Source organism: Blautia coccoides, assembly GCF_034355335.1.
Taxonomy (GTDB): Bacteria; Bacillota; Clostridia; order Lachnospirales; family Lachnospiraceae; genus Blautia; species Blautia producta.
In genome coordinates this window covers 2895819-2916982 of sequence record NZ_CP136422.1, presented here as the reverse complement: position 1 = coordinate 2916982, position 21164 = coordinate 2895819, and the positions used below count along the sequence as shown (strand labels likewise).

The window sequence follows — 21164 nt, the reverse complement described above, 5'->3', positions numbered from 1 at the left end:
TAATTATAATCACTGATCTCAGCACCGTCAGAAGATTAATGCTGAATGCTCCTTTCAGTTCAGGATCATGCAGAAAAATAATTTTGTAATTTCCTTGAATGTTGGCAACTTATCCTTTCTGATTCGTCTTCAGCATTTTCTTCACTTATTCCGTAGTTTCTTCTATTTCGATTTTCTCTGCTACATGTTTCATTTATGTATACTTCCTTGTTTTATTTTCCCGAAAAATAATTCAACAAATATTTACGCGTAACTTCATCCTCCACATAAATAAATGTCTTTTTCTGTGCTCTTGTCAGTAAAACTCTAAAAGCATTAATGATCATCTTATGTATTTCTTCATTAATGTTATGCGCTTTGATATTTAGATCCGGATTAGCTCTTCTAAATTCTTCTATCTCTTTGTAATAGTAATATATCTGCCCCGCATTTCTGGTATTAACGTCCCAGCCATTATCAATTCTTTTAATTCTTCTACCCCAAACAAAATATACATAGTCAGTTTCTAGACCTTGTGCATTAAACTCTGTTGCAAAGTAGTCCATTTTCGCTCCTAAGTCATTCATGAAAAAATCAAACAATTGTGTGTTTTTTATTGCTACCTTTGGAGTCTCGAAATACGTGCAAATATCTTTCTGATCATATGAATCAATAAAAAGTCTTTGCTTTGCTTTCGGGTCAGCTTTTTTAATAGAGAAGTATTTAGTATTTAAGTCTTTCTTCGTACCTAATACTACAAATGGAATGTTTCCTGATGTTGTAATTTTTTCATTATTTAAAAGAGCATCAACCATGGCACCTGCTTCACAGCACATCTTGTTCCTTTTTTCAGAATGTAAGAATAGCCCCCTGTTTTCTTCTGAGCTATCTTGAATATTTGCACCAAGAGCTTCATATTGTTTCGAAGAGTAAACTCTTGTAATTACTTTATTCTCAAATAACTTGCTCACTACATCAATGGCCTGAACAATTTGATCTTCTCCGAGTTCCTCCCCAGTATAGATTTCTTGTCCATTACCAATTAGAAAAAGCACTGTTTTTGTTTTATTACTTTCTAACGCCCCTTTATAAATATCTCTAAGTACCATTACGGGTTCAGACAACCCATTAGCTAAAACGGTTCTTCGGTCATAGTGGTACGTGTTAATATACTGATCCCCGACCTTTTTAGAGCTATGATCAAAGGCTATTTTCTCTGAAGACCACATACGCTGCGCTTCATCAATTATAATAATATCCTCTTTTGTTTTTGCACGGTACTCTAAATGGCCTGACGGATTATTGATAATGTCATCTATCTTATATAGTTCTCGTATTCTCGAAAAAACAAATGCCGTTGTTCCAGCCGTTTTCTTGTTCTTAGCAGCTTGATTAAACAAGGAATATAAATTACCATTCCCTGTCGCGTATCTTATTCGCTTCGATGATTTTCCATCTTTCCTTCGTTTGCAATATTCAGAAACAAGCGATAATGCAACACCAGTTTTTCCAGAACCTGGTTTTCCATTAACAAAGATGATATTAACTTTTGGAACAGAAATGTTCTTGACTTGAGCATCTTTGTCTTCATCGATGATATCTATACATCTATCTTTGCAAATATCGGGAATATAAATTCCATCAAGCACTTTTTCATCTAAAACATTTATAAAAGCACTTAGAGTTGATGAATCAAGATCAGGATCAAAATTCATCACGGCTGTTTCCAAAACGTCATCCATAGTTCCGCTCAAGCCATCAACAACCTCAGCAAATTCTTCACAGACCTTAACTATTTTTTCTTGAAAACCTATGTTTTTCATTTTCTCACTTGTATATACCAGAAAGCCTCTTGCTTGAAGACCTTTTTCAAATTGCTGCCATACTCTTACATTTGCATGCGACATTTTATTACAGTATGCATCAAGTTGTTCCTCATAGTCGCTTAAATTATCTTCATTTGTACTTTCACCACTCTTAAACTCAAGAATCGTGATTCTATTATTATCTAGAACAACAACATCAAACCAGGCATTATCTGGTGTATGATACTCAAAGCATAATTTCACACCATACAGTTCCGATTTTCCAGCAAAAAATCTCTGTAAAAACTCCAGGCAGTCTATCCAAGACATTACCTTTTTCTTTTCATCAGATGTGTTCGCAGCATAGGTTACTCGCTGATTTTTATAATACGTTTGTACCAAATCCCAAAGAACACTATCCTGAATTATCAATCTCTTTTCAGAATGTTTAATGAGTTCTCTGATAAAATCTACAACCCTTTGATGAGTATTTATTTCTAATAGCTCAAATACTGTTTTACGCACATAATCCATTTTCAAACACCACCTCAATTGAAGTACCTTTAATAGCCGTAATCGCGCCAACACCAAGTGACTTAAACTTCGCCTGTTTACCTACAATATTTGTCGGTATCACTACCAAAGACTTAGGTTCTAGCTTTGGTATAACCAGCGCAACATATACAGGTTTCTTTATTCTTTGCATCAGCCATCATCTTTGTATATTCAGCATCAACATTCTCAATGAAATGTGCATATGCTTTTTCAAATACCTCATCTGTTACCATTCGGCTTAATTCACTTGTATGTTGTTCTTCTGTGCCACGAACATTACAAGTCGTTGTACCTCACCAATACATTCATCTATTGTTTCTAGGTAGTAGTACCAAGTTCCATCTTCAGCAGAATCACAATGATATGATGTACAATCCACCCAATCGGAAGTAACACTATAGATTTTGTAAACTTCCTCCTCAACATTTACCCCGCAAACAAACAGCTCCTGAAAACGAACTAGAACGGCTTTTCCAGATGTAGCTACTGTAACAGGAATTGTTTTAAGAGCTGTTTTCACCCCACTCAACAAATCATTCAAACGCAATTCCGTTGTACCAGCAATTGGTATACCTGCTTCATATACGCCATTGGTCCAAATGCCGCAAACACTATCTTCAGTTTCTCCTCTTCTCCTATAATACACAGGCCCAGAATAAGAATAATCTTCTCCTAAAATGAGATAGTTACCTTCATCAGTTCTTGCAAAAAGATGAACATGCTTCTCGAAATCAATACCTTCATTAGTTCTGTTATAGCAATAATCAGCTGGTAAAAAACTGTTCTTATTCATCGGATAATTCGCTGTTACTAATTGGTACAGCTGTTCTCGATTCATTTCAGACGATGTTCCATTAGAGCTGACATAGTCGTTGATGACCTCTGTTACTTTTTCTTCTATTTTCATACTCAGTCACCTCCAGTTTCTTTTTCAATTCTTCCAGCGTTTCTTCAATATGAGCAACATCGACAAAATGTAATCTCACTGTTGTTCCATCACCAGATTCAAATTTAATCTCTGAATGTCCGCGCATTTCATCGTTTAACGGATAAAGAAGCCAAATCTCTGATGTTTCATATTTCTTTGAGTAAGCATACATCTGATACATGTCACTCTGAGAGATACCATAGTTAGCACGTTCGCTACTGATAAGACTTTTCCATTTTGTATCCATGATGACCGTTCTATCACCACGTTTACAAACGATATCTGGTCTAAGCGCAAACTGACGTCTCGGTTCCGTAAACAAGTAGTAACCCTTGTCCTGACTTGAAACCTCCCATCCCGCCAGTCCTAAAACCTTCTTCATCTGCTGTGCAACGTAACTTTCATACACACTCTCCATCGGGAAAAGAAGCGCTCTAGATGTATTCTTACCGGAGAATGTTGTAAATGATTTATTCATCAGAAATATCTTTGACCATTGCATTAACATCTCATAGTCTTTTGTATTTCTATCTATTTTTATCTGGGAAAATTCCTTCATATGATTTGTTGAAGGTTCCACCATTCCAAATGCGGTTAAAAGTTGTCTGATCTCTTTTGAATTTTCTGCACTTGTGGTTAATTGCTGCAATTTAAGCAATGTCGCTTTAACCAATTTATTCTCTGGTCTATTTGGATGAAACTCATCATAGGCAGCATAGAATCTTTCTTTATGTGTCATATTCGTTTTTATATGCTGACTAGTCAAAAGCTTTCCTTTATAAAATTTCAGATTATCCTCCTGTCTAACATACGCAGACTTAATTCCACGCTTTACCAACTGCCTTACTTCCTGAAGATACATGTTAATAAAAATCTCATAGAGATTCATGCGATCCACTTTTAGACTCGCATCATTAAACACCTTACTTGGAAAATCTTTCATGCTTTTTAGCATTTTTAGGAATACTCTTTTTGTATCTTTGTTTCCTGTATCATCAACAGAATCAAAACTGATCTTTGGAAGCACTTGTACTTGATATCCATTCCTCATTTGAATCAAGCCAACATAATTCTTAATGGTTACAACATCACCAACATTACGTTTATAAGAGATGCGCATGAAATCCAATGCATCAGCATTTTCTTCATCTCCTGAGAATTCATGGATAAATTCTACAAGGTCATGAAAAGCTGCTGTATCAAGATATTTATATTTTTCATCACTTTTAAAGTCAGCGTTTCCGGTAATCGTATCGAACTCTCTCACCTCTAGCAATTTATCCATTTTCTCACCACGCTTTAAATAATCTGCTTATAGCTTTCAAGGTTACCAAATGCTTCTGTATTGATGGTGTATTTCTTTTCTGGCAGATCAACCACGTCATCTGCATTACCCTTGAATATATTTTTTACCTTTACCACTTCATCAAGAATGAACTTTGTTGAAGGGTCAGTTTTTCCATTATCTCCAAGAACCAATTGAATCTTCTGGTAGTCTTCATAAAAGTATTCCTGAAGTAAAGGAATTACTGATTTTTCAAAGATAGATTTCAAAGTTACTAAATCATTATTGCCTGCAAGCTTTGTAAAGAATGCATGACCTATTGTATGTTCTCTGTCGTATAGGAAGGTAATTCTCTCATTGATCTTCTCAAGCATTGCAGCTACATCAATATCCTCTACAAAATCAGCGCCGATATCCCTAAGAACATTTGCATCTGGCATCATTTCAACAAACTGGAATCTTCTGCGAAGCGCTGTATCCATCAATGCAATTGAACGGTCTGCAGTATTCATTGTTCCAAGAATATATACATTAGATGGAACACTGAATGGCTCACCAGAATAAGGAAGTATAGCAGAGGTTGTTTCCTGCATACCAGCACGCTTCGTTCCCTCAATTAACGTGATAAGCTCACCGAATATTTTTGAAATATTACCTCTGTTAATTTCATCAATAATAAAAACATATGGTTTTACGTTTTCTACAACCTCTGTTGTATTATCACTTAAAGAATACTTCTTTGCCACTTCAAGAATATCCTTCAACTGCATATTAGGTACTTTTGCAAATGTCATTCTATGAAGAAGTTTATCTGCATTAATGTTTGTTATATCCTCATCGATATTTATTGCAAGCCAAGTTACTTTACGAGAAAGTTGATAAGTATCCTTTGTAGTCAACTCTTCAATTTCACCAGTTACAACACCAATGCCATCAATTGTCTTTCTAGTTTTAAATGACAGAATAATATCACCAAGTGCCACATCTTCAACGAAAGCTCTAGCATCTGGAGCATCATAATCGAATCCCATTCTGGCATTTCCTTCCTTGAAGCATTCCTGCTTTATCTGATTCATCTCCCCGCTCATAATTGTTAACTTCCAAATCTGAGCATGAGCATTTATTAATGTGCCAGTTTCATTACTATCAATTGACCTTGCATCATCACAGAATTTCTTGAAAACACCTGGTTCTACTGTATACCCAATTTCGTTCTTTGTTTGATCTACAACTGGTTTTATTCCTTCGATGAATTCCTCATATCCATATGACTGATGGAAAGTGGTAAAGGCCACCCTATTTTCTTTCTTCAATCTATCGTATGTATCCATGATATGACTGTATGGTTCGCTTGCAACATCCGAAATAGTTCTACCTGTACAAATAGCAACTGCATAAATAGCAGTATTATATGTCTTTCCAGTTCCAGGAGGGCCATAGAGAATTATGTTCTTATCAAATTCTGTGGTCACGTCTTTTTTCTTTTCAATGTCTATTGAGGATAAGTCCATCTCTTTCAACGCCTCCTTTAGCTCAGTTCTAAACTTCCATGAATATCTTGTTTTCCCTTTTTCTATAACGTTTCTACCTACAAACGGTATTGTGTAATAACGCTCGCGATCTTCATCAACGTATAATGGACATTCTGTCTTTTTATGCACTCTTTCACTAAATGCTCTGCCTAAGCCGTTATAAAAACCTGCGGTACCTCCGTATGTTTCAGCCAAGTTCGCACAAGTAGATTCACCACCTAATTCAAGCATCATCTTAAACATTCCAAGATTCTCCACAGCGGCAACCTCAGAATCACTTAATAACTCGGTCCATCTTTCTTTTGTGATACCTGGATCATATTCTTCTAAACTAGGCCAATATGTTACTTCGTCTGCTTTCTTTCCAATAAGCTCAAGCCACATCTTTTTCAGTTCTGGTAAGACGCTTGATTTAATTTCAATACCAGATCCCATCGGACTCCATTGCTGATCTGGAAGTTTATCTTTTAAGTCATCCTGCATTAACATTGGTTCTGAGTTGTAGTCCTGAATCCAATCGTATTCTGCATCAATATGATTTGACTTAACACCCTGTGCCACTTTTGCTGGATCATAGTGATCAGATTCATAGGCTTCCTTCGATACGTATCCATGAGCAAGAATACCTCTAGGCTTAGCACCAGTCTTAATTAAGAAAATCTCATCGCCTACCGCTGGCTGCTTGCTGGAACAAGTCCAAGGTTCTGTGTGTTTATTACCAAGTTTTGTATCTGCACACCACTCTTTATAATCCGCCCAATACCAACTTGCAGGATTCCATGTCAAAAGCCATGCTCGTCCTGTTGCTGGCATCTTTAATGTTTTTCCAATAACATGCTCGTAATATGGAATAATCCTTTTTACTGCGTCCATCACATCAGCATCATACTGTTCATTTGTTTTATCTGCTGACGATTCAACATAAATACAAAGCTGAACTTTTCGTATTTCTCCAGAATCAATCTTCTTTTTGATCTTGTCTACTGTTTCTGTAATAACATCTGGGTTCCCCCATTCATTACTACCAGACACATATATCATTCCATCTTCCTTCGGAATATCCAAATGAGAATGGTAAATAGCCATTGTCTTCTTATCAGTACCATCATTCTTTATTTCCAAACTGATGCGATATCTGGCCGCATCACCGTTTTTCTCAACGAATAAAGATACGCTAGTAGGATTAGCTGCATAATCCTTATATTTCATCTGTGCCCAGAGATACTTTCTCGTTTTTGTATTTGAACCATCCAACCATGCAATAGGTAAGCACTTATCAAGGCCATATAATTCCTCGCAACGTGCTGCAATCTTTTTCATTTCTGCAGCTGCCGCTTGTCCTTTTTCCTTAACCTTTAACAGTTTAGCCTTAACATCCTGTGCTAAACTAGGTGCTTCCGGATTTGAGTATGGAACTTCCTGGTTATTAGCCAAGTAATCCAACACACCTGTATAATCTATATCTATTTTTTGCATCTTCTTTATCACCTCTGGGTATTGCTCCTTTACAAAGAAGAACCATTCTTCCATTGTCATTTGGAGTCACACATTTCAAATTCATCTGACATATCTAATCCCTTAGGATATGCTTTATCAATAAATTCATCATCATCACGAGTCTTCTTGATGTGAATCCAACATCGAATCTACACGTAGATAATTTAGGGTATGCTTTTCATTATCTGCATTAACCCACCATAATACTCTGGCAGAATCAAACTTATTTTTTACACTTGTTGATTTTCCTCTGACACAAATTGCCCCATTTTACTGCGATAATTCTGCATTATGCGCCAACGCCGACTCGCTCGCCATGGCAAATATAATCCCAAACCTCATACCCCTGCCGTCTTGCCGAATCATAAACCGGCCGCATATTTTTCCACAGGATATTACAGAACTCTTCTCTTGTATTCCCCGGCCGGTACAACTCCTGTCCCGCCCAGATAGAATGTAGATTATCCCGGTAACATGCTTCAAATCTCTTATGCAGTTCTTCCTTTTCCTGAATCACCTGGTACATCAGATATTGATTTTCCCAAAACACTCCAAAGAATGGATCCCATTTGGGCAGCTTATTGCTTTTTACTGAATTTAGAGAAGATTCCATCGGCATCAGGTTCCACAGCTCATCATTCATTACAAAAGACCATGGGATAAAATGATCTACATCGTACTTTTTTGCAGCGATTGGGCGATCGGTGAATACATCTCTCACCTCTCGAATATCCAGGATCCCTTCCCAGAGTCTGCGGACACGGCTCAGCTTACGCACCTTCTCATCCATTGGCGCCAGCTTATAGATCAGGCCCGGGACTTCTGGATTATTGTTCTGCAGCCATTTTACCTTTTCGAACTGGATCCACCCTAGTATGTTTACCGTATTATCCTGAATCATCCGCATCCATTCCTCATTGAAATAGACTTCTTTTTTCAACTTACTGCTGTCTCCGAAGATATAGGGAAGCCGGGTCAGTGTGCTGTCTATACGGCGAATGTATTCTGTCAGTCTGCGAATACTTCCCCACGGTACTTCTTCATGGCTCTTTGCAAAAAATCCTGCCAGGGCACGCCCCGGAACCATATTGGTGAGCTGTTCCTTACATTCCTTTAACTCCTGATTGTATTTTGTAATCTCATTCTTAATTTCAACTTTAGAAGCATTGGCAGAAAGGCCGCTCAGCTCCGTCAACCGCAAAATCACCTTCTCCAGACCATCTCTTACCACTCCGTCTGCTAGTAAGCCGCTTAAATGAATATGGTATTCCCGTACCGAATACCATGCATTGCAGATCATTTCATCAATAATTGCGTCAAAGGTTGTATTCTGTATTCCTTCTGAGATAAGATCTACAATGGCTTCCAGCCAATAGAATTTATAGCAATAGGATGGATCTTTCATCATCTGAGAAAATCCTTCTATATCCAGTGTATTATGATATTCTCCCTCAAGAATCAGCGAATATCCTTCTTTCGAAGTATGATATTGAGCCATTTCTCTTCACCCCTTTCAGGTCTTACATCACCGGTAATCCAGTACTCTTCCACAATCAGACCCGGAACTTCTTTGATGAAATTTCGAAACGATTCTTCTGTAAAATCTGTAAAAAACCTGCCATTTCTCTCTCCTTCAAACCTACCGTATTTAAAGGATGTATAAATCACACCGGACATTTTCAATGCATTGCACATTTTTTGAAAGACCGATAACAATTCCTCTTTTGGCAAATGCAGAATCGAGGAACAGGCCCAGATTCCGTCATATGTCTGCATATCCCTCAACTCCTGAAACAGCATCTCACGCACTTCTATTCCTGTGTATGCGCGGGCCAATCGAACGCACTCCTCCGATCCATCCGTTGCAATAACACAATATCCTTTCTCAAGAAAATACTTTGTATCTCGTCCTGACCCACAGCCAAAATCCAGAATGGTATTCCCTTCATTCAGCAATGCAAGAAACTTTTCCTGCAGTAGATGTATATCTGCCTGTCTGGTGTTTTCTACGTAAGAAGCCGCGTTATGATTATAATAATCTAATGTATGGCTCACAGATTACTCCTCCTACAAATGTCTGTTTAATACGAGTTTCTCTTCCGCTCCATTAGCATACACATATAAAAGATGTGTTCTATCAAATACCGGCTGCTTGGGCCACCAAATGTGAATATGTTCTGTCCTTCAATTTCAAACACCTGCCCACGCATCATATGAATAACTAACGGTCGTATCTTATGAACCTTACACCCGTGCCATTCCTCTACCGGATATTCATAAAGACGGTCAAAATTCTCATGGTTTCCGTCTACAAATTCCATCCTTTCCAGACATCCGGCTGATACCCTACCGTCGCCTGTCCTCCATTTCTAACAACAGGAAGCTTGATAATTTTCTGATTCTCCAGGATCTTTTCCACCTTGTCCTCTTCAGCAATGTAGGTGATCAATGCAAGAAGATCCTTGTCCTTACAATTCTGATCGATCAGATTCTGATATCCACCCACAACCTGGCAAACCGAGTTGAACTCACCTTTGCTCATTCCCTTTTCCTTCATATCGATAAACTGTACTTTGATTCCACGCTCTTTAAAATAGCGCTCTGCTTTCTTGGTATCAAAGTCTTTCTTACTTCCGAAAATCTGTATATTCATATTCCTCTCCTAATTTCAATTATTACCTTTTTTATATGAAACACCAGGTAACGAAATCCGCATACCACCATCCATATCACCTATTTTTGCCAATTCCCCACATATTCTTATTTTTACAAATCAAAAATAATTCTTTCATACCAAATCCTGAAATGCTCCAAATAAGCTTTATACTTATCCTGTGCCGTCAGGCATGTATCTATCAGATATCCGTTTTCATTGTCCCACTCTTCTGCCTACGCGTCACTTTCATTTTTTCTGTCACGCACTCTACTTCTAGCTTTATAGAACTTTTCTTTATTCAAAAATCAAAGTCCTATACAAAGATTCGCATTATGCATATATTTTATTATTCGCTTGCCAACATGCTACATTTCCACTTTAATCTTTTCAATCAATTCCAAATCCGCAGGCAACCATTCCACACTATCCAATTCATCTTTTGAAAGCCATTTCGCAGCTTCATGTTCTTTCAAAACCAAATCTCCGGAAATTATTTCAGCCCAAAAACATTCCATGGATAGATGAAAAGTCGGATAATCATATTCGACACAATCCAATTTTTCTCCTACGGAAATCTTTGTGTCAAGTTCTTCCTGAATTTCTCTAATCAATGCGCATTCTGGTGTTTCACCTACCTCCACCTTACCTCCCGGAAATTCCCAACCATCTTTAAATTCACCATAACCTCGCTGAGTTGCAAATATTTTGTTATTATTTCGTATGATTGCCGCAACCACCTTTACTTTTTTCACGATCTCTTCCTTTCCGTAAATATCCTTCAGCAAATTGATCCCCATACTTCGTCGTTTCACTAATATCATCAGATTTGTCATAATTTATAAACACTGGGAAAGTTTTCGTCTTTTCATCGTATTTATATCCACCCATATTCAAGGGCACTTCACTATTTTCCCAGTTGTAAGTTGACATGCATCCTCGTAAGTATATTTTTGATATAAAACAAAAATCGTATCCTGATACCTCTTACTGAAATATGTCTTATATCTAGATATACCAAATTCAACCAGTTCTTTTATAATTGCATAAAATTCCTCTTTTTTCAACATCTCACCAAAGCTTTTATAAATCCCATGCCGATATGACAATAGACGATTCGGCATTTCAAGCTCATGCATTCACTTACCGGAAGCCAATTTCATGGAAATAAACTCAACAACTTTTTCTTCTTTCTTTATCTCTCACAATAAAGCCCAATAAAAGCTTTTATTTTATAACTTTATTTATCCTTTAATTCCGTATACTTCTCCTTACTCCCAAACGCCTTTTCCACCGGATATTTTTCACTATTCAATTTCACTTTTTCTTGAACGATCTCATCCAAATCCAATCCACAGCTATCTGCCATAAGGATACAGTAATTCACTACATCTGCAAGTTCTTCTCTTATCTTATCAATCTTATTTTCGCACACTACATCCTCAGCACTCCACTGGAACACCTCCAACAATTCAGCAGCCTCCAGGCTGATGGAAATTGCCAGATCCTTGGGATTATGGAATTGTTTCCAATCTCTATCATCCCGGAATTTCAACACTTTGTTTATAGTATCCTGAGTCATTTTGCTATACCTCTTTTCAAATTATACTGTATCTACATACTGTGAAATATATTTTCGTAACTCCTGGTCACATACATATAAATAAGACCCTCGTATTCCTCTGGTCATAAGAACATAATATATGTGCTGTATGTATTCCTTAAGTTCTTCATACCCTACTGTCTTTTTACCGTTTTGATCATAATAGTTTTCAGGCCGGATCATTATTTTTTTCTTGACCGGGTCATATCCGATTTCATCGCCCAGAATGATAAAGGCATAATTCAAATCATAACCCTGCGTAGAATGAATACATCCCACCTCGTTAATTGCTTCTTTTGAATGGACCCAGCCCTCCGTGCAATGATTCCATTGTTTCTTTATGCCCTGAATTTCAATATCAAAAACGGTTTTATCGTTCTTACTGATCCACTCCCAGGCATATCCAGCCACCATTCTTACAAGCTGCACCTCTTCTTCCTTTTGGTACATCAGATCATTAAATGCCTTAAAATCCGTCATCAACCTAAATTCATAATTTTCAAAGTTTTTCTTTTCTCTGACTGTTCCTGACAAAATATTTTTCACATATTCAATATAATCATTGCCGCCATTTACCCGCATCTGTGTAAATAAATTATAGTAAGTTATCATACGTTTAGCCTGTTCAATTTCCATCTTCTTATGAAATCTACTCACATCAATTCCGGACGGGCCAACCACCTGCATCTCATCATAAAACAGTACAGGGCATTTACATTGATGAAGTATCCAATCTACTACAATATGTTTATGGTTAATATCCCTTACAGCCAGTAAGGAATTATCCATCTTGTTGCTTAAGCTGTATAATGATGGAGCAATCGGTATATCGTCTTCCAATCTTGGACTTCGCGTCCGTAAATTAGACTGATAACCAGCTCCTCATTCGCAGCGTTCGTTTTATGCAGGTTGAATCGCCATAGGTGCATTCGCGTCACACCACAGTAGATTGAATAGGCAATGAGTAAAACTGGTATTTATCCATTGCAATAATCTTAAGGAGTGACAATTTATGAACGCAGTAGGTATCGATGTTTCAAAAGGTAAGAGTATGGTTGCTATCATGCGACCTTTCGGTGAAATTGTTTCCGCACCTTTCGAAATCAAACACACAGCCAGTGATATCCATTCACTTGTAGAACTCATCAACTCTGTTGAAGGGGAGTCCCGAATCGTGATGGAGCACACAGGACGTTATTATGAAGTCCTCGCCCATCAGCTTTCAAAGGCAAATCTTTTCGTCAGTGCCATTAACCCAAAACTTATCAAAGACTTTGATAATGATTCTCTTCGTAAAGTGAAATCTGATAAAGCGGATGCTGTTAAGATTGCCCGATATGCTCTTGACAAATGGCAAAATCTTAAACAGTATAATGTTATGGATGAATTACGCAATCAGCTCAAAACCATGAACCGTCAGTTCGGCTTTTACATGAAGCACAAGACGGCTATGAAAAATAATCTTATCGGCATCCTTGACCAAACCTATCCTGGTGTTAATACTTACTTTGACAGTCCTGCACGCAGTGACGGCAGCCAGAAATGGGTTGATTTTGCATCTACATACTGGCATGTGGACTGTGTCCGTAAAATGTCTCTGAATGCCTTTATCGACCATTATCAAAACTGGTGCAAACGTAAGAAGTACAACTTCAGCCAATCCAAAGCTGAGGAAATCTATGGAAAAGCAAAGGAACTTGTTCCTGTACTTCCTAAGGATGACATTACAAAGCTTATTATCAAGCAGGCTGTAAACCAGCTTAACAGTGCTTCTACAACCGTTGAATCACTACGCACACTTATGAATGAAACTGCATCCAAACTCCCAGAGTATCCTATTGTTATGGCGATGAAAGGGGTTGGTGCTTCGCTTGGTCCTCAATTGATGGCTGAGATTGGTGATGTTTCCCGTTTTACCCATAAAGGTGCTATTACTGCTTTTGCCGGTGTAGATCCCGGTGTTAATGAATCGGGAAGTTATGAACAAAAAAGTGTTCCAACTTCAAAACGAGGCTCATCTGATCTTAGAAAGACTTTATTTCAGGTAATGGATGTCTTAATAAAAACACACCCACAGGATGATCCTGTGTATCAGTTCATAGATAAGAAACGGGCACAAGGCAAGCCTTATTATGTCTATATGACTGCAGGTGCCAACAAGTTTCTAAGAATCTATTACGGACGAGTGAAAGAATATCTTTCATCTCTTCCAGAATCCTAATCATCATTATAATTCTCAGACCAGCACTGGTGTGGTGGTCTTATTTTGATACCTAATTTTCAACCTGTATAAAATTTTCAATGTTCTTCAATTTAGCCTTGACTTTTTATTTGCAGGCTAATTCATCACTTTCTATTGTCAATCCAATCTTTTCACAGTTCTTTTTAAAAGCACCCATATATGAAATATTTTTATATTGGTGCAGTCTATGCGCTTCATCCACAAGCAAAATGTCATAAAATTGTTTTGTCACATCCGATGGGGATAATACATCCGAAGATTTGAGTCCGTAAATGCTCCTGAAAATTCCTTTTAGCGTCTTTCTTAGAGAAGTCTGCGGAACAACAAAACCAATCTTTTTATCCTGAAACTCTTCACTGTCCCGCAAATACTTAAGTAAAAAGATTGCAACAATCGTCTTTCCGCTTCCCGGCCAGCCATTTACAATGACTGTCTGATTCTCATCTTGCTTTAGTGAAGTAATGATCTCTTCTACAGCGGTCCTTTGATCATTATTCAGCTCCTTATACGGCGAATACTTAAATAAATCAGAATTCTCCAATTCTTCCAGAGAATGTTTTACTATTTTTTCACGTTGTAATCTTCTCCAGAGGACTTGGAATTTTTCGTCATATTCTTTTTTGCCATAATATTCTTTTTCAGCCATTCCGGCATTCTTATTACGAACTTCGTAAAGTTCATCTGCTACAATATACTGAATAAGTTTTGACTCATAATCAAACGTAACCGATTGATTAAATTTGGATGAATAAATAAAATGCACCTTGTCAAAAATCCTCTTATCCAAAGAACCATGGTGCTGAGACATTCGGTTTTTAACATGGTTAGACTCTCCAATATAAGCTTGCTTACCATTATCTAGTATATAAAGCATTGGCCAATTTGACAGATAGCTTTCCTCTCCGTATTTCTGGTTTTTAAAGTCACCTTCTGTAATTTTAAACATGTTAATCTTCCTTCAAATAATGATTGATTTTTATCAAATCCGAATCTTCGTTTGATATGCATATCTGCAGTATCCGGTATTTCTCTCATAATTTGTCACACTAATTCATGTTCTATTAAACTAAAACTATTCAATTAAATTTCAGAATCATAATCCAGAGTATTTCTTTTACCATTCCAATCAGGTATAGACAGATAACTGTATCACCTTTCGGTAAGTACCTTTTCACACTGAGCACTTTATATGATCCTTTCCATGCAGTCAAAGAATGTCCATGATATCGTCCAATTTACAATTCAAGGCCTCACATATCTTAACTAAAACACCCACACGTACGTCCTCATTTTTCCCGAGCTTTGCCATAGCATTGGTACTGATTTTTGCAGCCTTGATCAAATCTGTTTTTAACATTTTGCGTTCTTCAAGGATTCCCCATAATTTATTGTAACTAACAGCCATTGATCCACCACCCCATATTTTCTGTGTAACCAACAAGTCATTACTAGTATTTTAGCATCTTGCACTGTTAAAGACAATCAAATAATTGAAAATTGCAATCTTCAATTTAAAAGTATCTTGTTATGCTCCGGCATATTGACCTTTACCCGTTACTTTAGCAAAAACAGGCATTTATTATTTTTTATATATTAATTGTAAATATAAAAATGACATGGAATACGAAATCTTCCATGTTATCTCCAAAACAATATTATTGAGGCAGAGTGTGTTTATTTCTGTTGCTGCCCCTATTGCCCTTAAGCCATTTAAAACAATTCTTTCAGCCAAAGACAATTCTCTTAATTCTTAAACAATCCTGCTTATAATAAGTCATCAAATTATAAACCACCTAATCACGTACCATCTATCTTTCAAAACGATGTGATACACTTTTCAGTATTATAAAAAGGGCGCCCTGCATATGCAAGGCGCCATAAATAAAACTTTCCCATTTAATTTCTTAGATGGTTTAATTTTAAAGCTGTTCAATTCACAGACTGCTCAATCCGCTGGTTGCTCAATCCACAGACTGCTCAATTACAACCTATCCAATTCACATACCATCCACTATAAAGATACCGGAAATTGCCGGACTATCCTGTCCCGCTATAACTGACACGCCATTTTAAACGAATTCTCCACAGCCCATAAAAAAATCAGTGTGCTGCATCCGCCGGCTGACAGTTCTCCAACAACAACCCTCTGTTCTCATGTTCCTGTGCTTCCCGTATCTTCCGATTCAATTTTTTTACGGAAGGAATGACAAAGCAGGCTACAATGACCGCAGATCCAATATCTGCCACAGGTCCGGCATAGAGAATGCCATCCAATCCGAAAAATCTGGGCAGGATAAGTAACAGCGGAATCAAAAGGATCAACTGACGCATCATAGAAAGAATGGATGCTTTAAACGGCTGTCCTGTTGCCTGGAAGTAATTAGTTGACACGATCTGGAAGCCGGCATAGAAAAGTCCGCCCAGATAAATTCTCATGCACTTCACAGCAAACTGCGTAAACTGTACGTTGCCGCTTCCAAACAGTTTCAGGATCAGATGAGGCATTGTCTGGCAGATCAGCCACCCCACAGAGATGGACACCGTTGCATAAACGATGGCCTTGAAATAAGTGGTGCGTATACGTTTATAATTTCCCGCTCCATAGTTGAATCCCAGAATAGGCTGGGAACCAACACCAATACCAATACAGAAGGAACCCAGGATCATCACGATCTTCATGACGATACCCATTGCGCTGAGCGCCACATCCCCGGTCACTTCGCTCTGATTTCCGTAATAAACCAGGGAATTATTCATCACCACCTGCATTGCACAGGCAACCAACTGGGAAATACCTGAGGAGGCTCCCAGGGTAAGGGATTTCTTGCAGACACGCGGGACCAGCTTCATGAGCTTTAACTGAAAGCGCATATTCCCCCGCTTCCAGAAATAGTGGCAGAGAATACCGGCTGACAAGATCTGGGACGTTATAGTTGCAATGGCTGCGCCTTTCACACCCCAATGGAAGACAAATATATAGAGCGGATCCAGAATCGTGTTTAAAACTGCGCCAATCAGGATTCCGTACATGGATAGACGGGGATTCCCGTCGGTCCTGGCCATATTTGACATGGTGATTCCCAATACACTGAAAGGTACCCCTGCCAGTACAATAGAGGCGTAATCCTTTGCATAGGGCATGACTGTCTCCGTAGCACCAAACATTTTGAGAAGCGGCTCCAAAAAGATCAATCCCAGTGCAGCGATGGAAATCCCCATGATAAGAGACATGGTAAATAAATTGTTCAAGGTCAGGTTGGCTTCCCGGTCATCCTTTTCTCCCAGCTTGATTGCTGCGTAGGCACCGCCTCCAGAACCTGCCAGTGTGGCAAATGCCATCACAATGGTCATCATCGGGAAAGAAACCGTCGTTGCGGCGTTTCCCAGATATCCTACCCCCTGTCCAATAAAAATCTTATCCACAATGTTATACACAGAATTGACCAGACAAGCAATGATCGAGGGTACAGAGAAAGACAGCAATAGTTTGCCGATCGGTTCTGTACCCAACGGATTATTTTTATGTACTATTGTATTGTCACTCATTCTTATCTAACTCCTTTCATTCATATACCTCCACGCATTTTGTGCCATTTTGTCAAGTAAACGCTCTGCTTCTGTGCATTCATCCGGTGTCAGGCCATTCACCAGAATCTCATTCCACTCCTGACGGATGTCATAGAGCTGTTCTATGATCAAGACAGCTTTCTTGGTAGTATATAAACGCCGGAGCCGCTTGTCTGCCTTGTCTGTCTCCACTCGGATATATTCCTGTTCTTCCAGCTTCCGCATTCCTTTTGTCACAGTTGCCTTGTCAAAATGGCCCAGACGTGCCACCTCATACATACTGATCCCCTCATGTTCATGAATACATACGAGAAAAGAAAGCTGCCCGCTGCCGATATGGTATTCTGCCAGCTTTCTGTCATAAAACCTGTGCACCTGCCGATACATCATAGATATATGGCTCATTATGGTATACTCTTTCATTATGTTCCACCATTCACCGTGTAATTAGTTGGATAGTCAACGAAATAAAATATAACACAAATCAGTTGGATAGTCAACTATCTTTTTCTGCTGTTTACCCTGACGATTCGGACTATCCTGATTTATCATCTGCTCAAATCAGCTAATATCCATCTTCAACCTAAGTTTCATTGAAACCATTTTTTAATAAGCTTTTACTTGGCCTATTCAATTATACGTCATGGATCAAACGCACTATATGGCTTGGAATACGGAAAATTTCAAATCATTGCTTATCCCTGTATTTCTTTTAACTACTGGATATTTTTTTCATAATGAAAAAACATTAATGTCATAAAATGTGATATAATCAAATAATACTTGTAATGAGAAAGGACTCTGCTGCCCTTATGAATACTGATTGTGAAAAAGACACCGACGGTAAGGCCGGGTTTATTAAAGACAAAAATACATATACTTTGTATAAAACAGACATTCAAAAACGCAACTATAAAATGTTGTTTTATGTAAGCTTCAGTCTGCTGTTTTTAGGAATATTATTTTTAACTGTCAATTCATTTTTCCACATATTTAACAGCGTTACAAAATACATCTATCTTTACTGGGTGGGTTCCTCCTGCTGTATGTTCCTGCTCTGTCTCTGGAAGAAGCAATGGATACTCAATCACGCCATTGCCGTATTATACATATATTTAGCCGGCATTATGATTTCCATGATCATTTCCGGCACCTATTTTTACAGAGACAGTGCTTCCGCTGTCATGATCGGATGCATTGCGTGCATGCCTATCCTGCTGTTTGACAAACAATGGCGCTTCTGTCTCTTTGACATCAGTATCTGCTCATTGTTTATTATTTTTTCCTTTATGGCCAAGGATTCTTCCGTTGCTTTGATCGACTGCGTCAATGCATTTAGTTTCTGCTTCATTTCCTGTTTGATCGGAATGTATACTATACAGTTAAAGTTCTTAGATATCCGGACAAAGTATATGATCCTGGAACAGTTAGAGACCGATTCCCTCACAGGGCTTATGAGCAGAAATGCTGCTATAAGAGAGATTGAAAAATACTATCGCTCCCCAAGTTCCGGTATTGGTGCATTATTTATCATAGATATTGACCATTTTAAGGATATTAATGATACCTATGGGCATCTGGAAGGGGATCACATCCTGATCGAAGTCGCACACATTATCAGGGACAGCTTTCCTGAGACAGACTGCAAGGCAAGACTGGGCGGCGATGAATTTCTGGTTTTCATGAAAAATGTGGAGGATACTGCCCGGATACAGACGTATGCGGAAAGTCTGAACCAAAATGTACGGGAAGGCTCCTTCTCGTTCAATAAAAACCTGCACCTTACTGTCAGCATTGGGATTTCACTCTGCCGGGAATGCACAAGCTTTGAGGAGTTGTATGTTCAGGCTGACACCATGCTCTACGAAGTAAAGAATCAGAATAGAAACGGATATAAAATATATGATAAATAATTTATGTTTGTGACTATTAAGTAGGTCTGCGCATTTACTGCGCTGACCGGGGAGTGTGAAACTTTTTCTGTAAATATGTGATTGAAGGGTTCTTCTATGATAAAATCAAAATAATCATAGGAGGGCCTTTTATTATGGCAAGAGAGAAGAAACCTGTACATCGGGTACAAATGACAGAAGGAAAACGTAACATTATCCATCAGCTCCTGGAAGAATACGATATTAAGACAGCTGAAGATATTCAGGATGCTCTGAAAGATCTTCTGGGTGGAACGATCAAAGAAATGATGGAAGCAGAAATGGAGGATCATCTGGGATATGAAAAATCTGAACGCTCTGATAACGAGGATTACAGAAATGGCTACAAACGCAAACGCGTAAACAGCAGTTATGGCACCATGGAGATTGAGGTCCCTCAGGATCGCAAATCCACTTTTCAGCCTCAGGTCGTAAAAAAACGTCAGAAAGATATTTCAGATATTGATCAGAAGATCATTTCTATGTACGCCAAAGGGATGACCACCAGACAGATTTCTGAAACGATCGAAGATATTTACGGCTTTGAAACTTCGGAAGGATTTATTTCTGATGTAACAGATAAGATCCTTCCTCAGATCGAAGACTGGCAGAACCGACCCTTAGATGAAATATATCCGATCCTTTTTATCGATGCGATCCACTATTCTGTCCGGGATAACGGGGTGATCCGCAAACTAGCGGCATATGTGATCCTGGGGATCAATACGGAAGGAAAAAAGGAAGTCCTTACCATTCAGGTTGGAGATAATGAAAGCTCTAAATATTGGCTTTCTGTTCTGAATGAATTAAAAAACCGGGGTGTAAAAGACATCCTGATCCTTTGTGCCGACGGTCTGGCCGGGATCAAAGAAGCCATTGCGGCTGCCTTCCCCAAAACAGAATATCAACGCTGTATTGTCCATCAAGTAAGAAATACCCTGAAATATGTTCCGGATAAAGACAGGAAGGCTTTTGCAACGGATCTGAAGACAATCTATCAGGCGCCAGACGAAAAGAAAGCTCTGGCAGCCCTTGAGAGGGTAACAGAGAAATGGACACCAAAATATCCGAATTCCATGAAACGCTGGAAGGATAACTGGGATTCTATTTCTCCGATCTTCAAGTTTTCAGCAGATGTCCGGAAGGTCATATACACGACCAATGCCATAGAATCCCTGAATTCCACGTATCGGAAATTAAACCAGCAGAGAAGTGTATTTCCGAGCGATACAGCGCTGCTGAAAGCCCTGTATCTAGCCACTTTTGAAGCAACAAAAAGGTGGACTACCACCATCCGGAACTGGGGCCAGGTCTACGGTGAACTGAGTATTATGTATGAGGGACGGCTTCCAGAATAAAAAACAGTTTGGTTAAAACAGGCGGAAAAGCCGCCTGCTATTGACATGCCATCCTCTGGATGGTATATATAAAACAAAGGTGGAATACCTAATTTCTAAGCATTCCACCAAGTCTTATCATAGAAGAATCCTATTTACAGACTTTTCTTCATACCCTCGCTGACCGTAAGAAAACGTTCAGCAGCCAGGCAAAAATCCCATCGCCAACGACGATTTGCATGGATTTCTG

20 protein-coding genes are annotated in these 21164 nt (G+C 38.5%); 3 read left to right on the top strand and 17 right to left on the bottom strand.

Features of this window, described 5'->3' with window-relative positions:
- Positions 1-212 precede the first annotated feature (212 nt).
- The 12 genes from BLCOC_RS12940 to BLCOC_RS12885 form a co-directional block, all read right to left on the bottom strand.
- A complete protein-coding gene (locus tag BLCOC_RS12940; protein WP_115622412.1) occupies positions 213-2318 on the bottom strand; it encodes a DNA/RNA helicase domain-containing protein in 2106 nt (701 codons plus the stop codon).
- Positions 2302-2490: a hypothetical protein gene (locus BLCOC_RS12935; RefSeq protein WP_131918328.1), complete on the bottom strand. Its 189-nt coding sequence runs from the start codon at positions 2488-2490 to the stop codon at positions 2302-2304. The genes BLCOC_RS12940 and BLCOC_RS12935 overlap by 17 nt, the downstream gene beginning before the upstream one ends.
- An 87-nt stretch (positions 2491-2577) precedes the next feature.
- Positions 2578-3246: a DUF7225 domain-containing protein gene (locus tag BLCOC_RS12930; protein WP_115622411.1), complete on the bottom strand. Its 669-nt coding sequence runs from the start codon at positions 3244-3246 to the stop codon at positions 2578-2580.
- Positions 3194-4552, bottom strand: a complete 1359-nt coding sequence (locus BLCOC_RS12925) for an McrC family protein (protein WP_115622410.1) — start codon at positions 4550-4552, stop codon at positions 3194-3196. Before BLCOC_RS12925 ends, BLCOC_RS12930 begins: the two co-directional genes overlap by 53 nt.
- Before the next feature lie 14 nt (positions 4553-4566).
- Positions 4567-7620, bottom strand: a complete 3054-nt coding sequence (locus tag BLCOC_RS12920; protein WP_272868250.1) for an AAA family ATPase — start codon at positions 7618-7620, stop codon at positions 4567-4569.
- A 250-nt stretch (positions 7621-7870) separates the two neighbouring features.
- Positions 7871-8989 carry an HNH endonuclease domain-containing protein gene (locus BLCOC_RS12915; protein WP_242998948.1) on the bottom strand — a complete coding sequence of 373 codons (1119 nt, stop codon included), beginning with the start codon at positions 8987-8989 and terminating at the stop codon, positions 7871-7873.
- A gap of 50 nt (positions 8990-9039) precedes the next feature.
- Positions 9040-9636 carry a class I SAM-dependent methyltransferase gene (locus BLCOC_RS12910; RefSeq protein WP_115622409.1) on the bottom strand — a complete coding sequence of 199 codons (597 nt, stop codon included), beginning with the start codon at positions 9634-9636 and terminating at the stop codon, positions 9040-9042.
- 253 nt (positions 9637-9889) lie between these two features.
- Positions 9890-10234 (bottom strand): arsenate reductase family protein, encoded by a 345-nt coding sequence (locus tag BLCOC_RS12905; RefSeq protein WP_029469260.1) that lies wholly within the window; start codon positions 10232-10234, stop codon positions 9890-9892.
- A gap of 368 nt (positions 10235-10602) precedes the next feature.
- On the bottom strand, positions 10603-10989 hold the full coding sequence (gene mutT / locus BLCOC_RS12900) for an 8-oxo-dGTP diphosphatase MutT (RefSeq protein WP_115622408.1): 387 nt from the start codon (positions 10987-10989) through the stop codon (positions 10603-10605).
- Positions 10949-11167, bottom strand: coding sequence for a DUF3427 domain-containing protein (locus tag BLCOC_RS27885; protein WP_330412010.1), 219 nt, complete (start codon positions 11165-11167; stop codon positions 10949-10951). Before BLCOC_RS27885 ends, mutT begins: the two co-directional genes overlap by 41 nt.
- Before the next feature lie 307 nt (positions 11168-11474).
- On the bottom strand, positions 11475-11816 hold the full coding sequence (locus tag BLCOC_RS12890; RefSeq protein ID WP_018594324.1) for a nucleotide pyrophosphohydrolase: 342 nt from the start codon (positions 11814-11816) through the stop codon (positions 11475-11477).
- A 21-nt stretch (positions 11817-11837) separates the two neighbouring features.
- Positions 11838-12626: a DNA/RNA helicase domain-containing protein gene (locus BLCOC_RS12885; protein WP_242998947.1), complete on the bottom strand. Its 789-nt coding sequence runs from the start codon at positions 12624-12626 to the stop codon at positions 11838-11840.
- Between the two features lie 223 nt (positions 12627-12849).
- On the opposite strand from BLCOC_RS12885, the gene BLCOC_RS12880 reads away from it, so the two are divergent.
- Complete coding sequence (locus BLCOC_RS12880) at positions 12850-14058, top strand: IS110 family RNA-guided transposase (RefSeq protein WP_115622407.1); 1209 nt, start codon at positions 12850-12852, stop codon at positions 14056-14058.
- Between the two features lie 106 nt (positions 14059-14164).
- Here the strand turns inward: BLCOC_RS12880 and BLCOC_RS12875 are convergent, their stop codons facing one another.
- The 5 genes from BLCOC_RS12875 to BLCOC_RS12855 all read right to left on the bottom strand — a co-directional run bounded on the left by BLCOC_RS12875 (position 14165) and on the right by BLCOC_RS12855 (position 18069).
- Positions 14165-15025, bottom strand: coding sequence for a DEAD/DEAH box helicase family protein (locus BLCOC_RS12875; protein WP_242998946.1), 861 nt, complete (start codon positions 15023-15025; stop codon positions 14165-14167).
- A 261-nt stretch (positions 15026-15286) separates the two neighbouring features.
- Positions 15287-15484: a helix-turn-helix domain-containing protein gene (locus BLCOC_RS12870; protein WP_018594326.1), complete on the bottom strand. Its 198-nt coding sequence runs from the start codon at positions 15482-15484 to the stop codon at positions 15287-15289.
- Between the two features lie 174 nt (positions 15485-15658).
- Entirely contained in the window at positions 15659-15811 is a 153-nt protein-coding gene (locus BLCOC_RS12865; protein WP_165907353.1) for a hypothetical protein, read from the bottom strand.
- Positions 15812-16179: 368 nt separating this feature from the next.
- Positions 16180-17625, bottom strand: a complete 1446-nt coding sequence (locus BLCOC_RS12860) for an MATE family efflux transporter (RefSeq protein WP_115622406.1) — start codon at positions 17623-17625, stop codon at positions 16180-16182.
- A 6-nt stretch (positions 17626-17631) separates the two neighbouring features.
- Positions 17632-18069, bottom strand: coding sequence for a MarR family winged helix-turn-helix transcriptional regulator (locus BLCOC_RS12855; RefSeq protein ID WP_115622405.1), 438 nt, complete (start codon positions 18067-18069; stop codon positions 17632-17634).
- A gap of 389 nt (positions 18070-18458) precedes the next feature.
- Here BLCOC_RS12855 and BLCOC_RS12850 point away from each other — a divergent pair, with 389 nt between their 5' ends.
- Both BLCOC_RS12850 and BLCOC_RS12845 read left to right on the top strand, forming a co-directional pair.
- Entirely contained in the window at positions 18459-19559 is a 1101-nt protein-coding gene (locus BLCOC_RS12850) for a GGDEF domain-containing protein (protein WP_165907352.1), read from the top strand.
- Between the two features lie 134 nt (positions 19560-19693).
- Positions 19694-20935, top strand: a complete 1242-nt coding sequence (locus BLCOC_RS12845) for an IS256 family transposase (protein ID WP_115622403.1) — start codon at positions 19694-19696, stop codon at positions 20933-20935.
- The last annotated feature ends 229 nt before the right edge of the window (positions 20936-21164 follow it).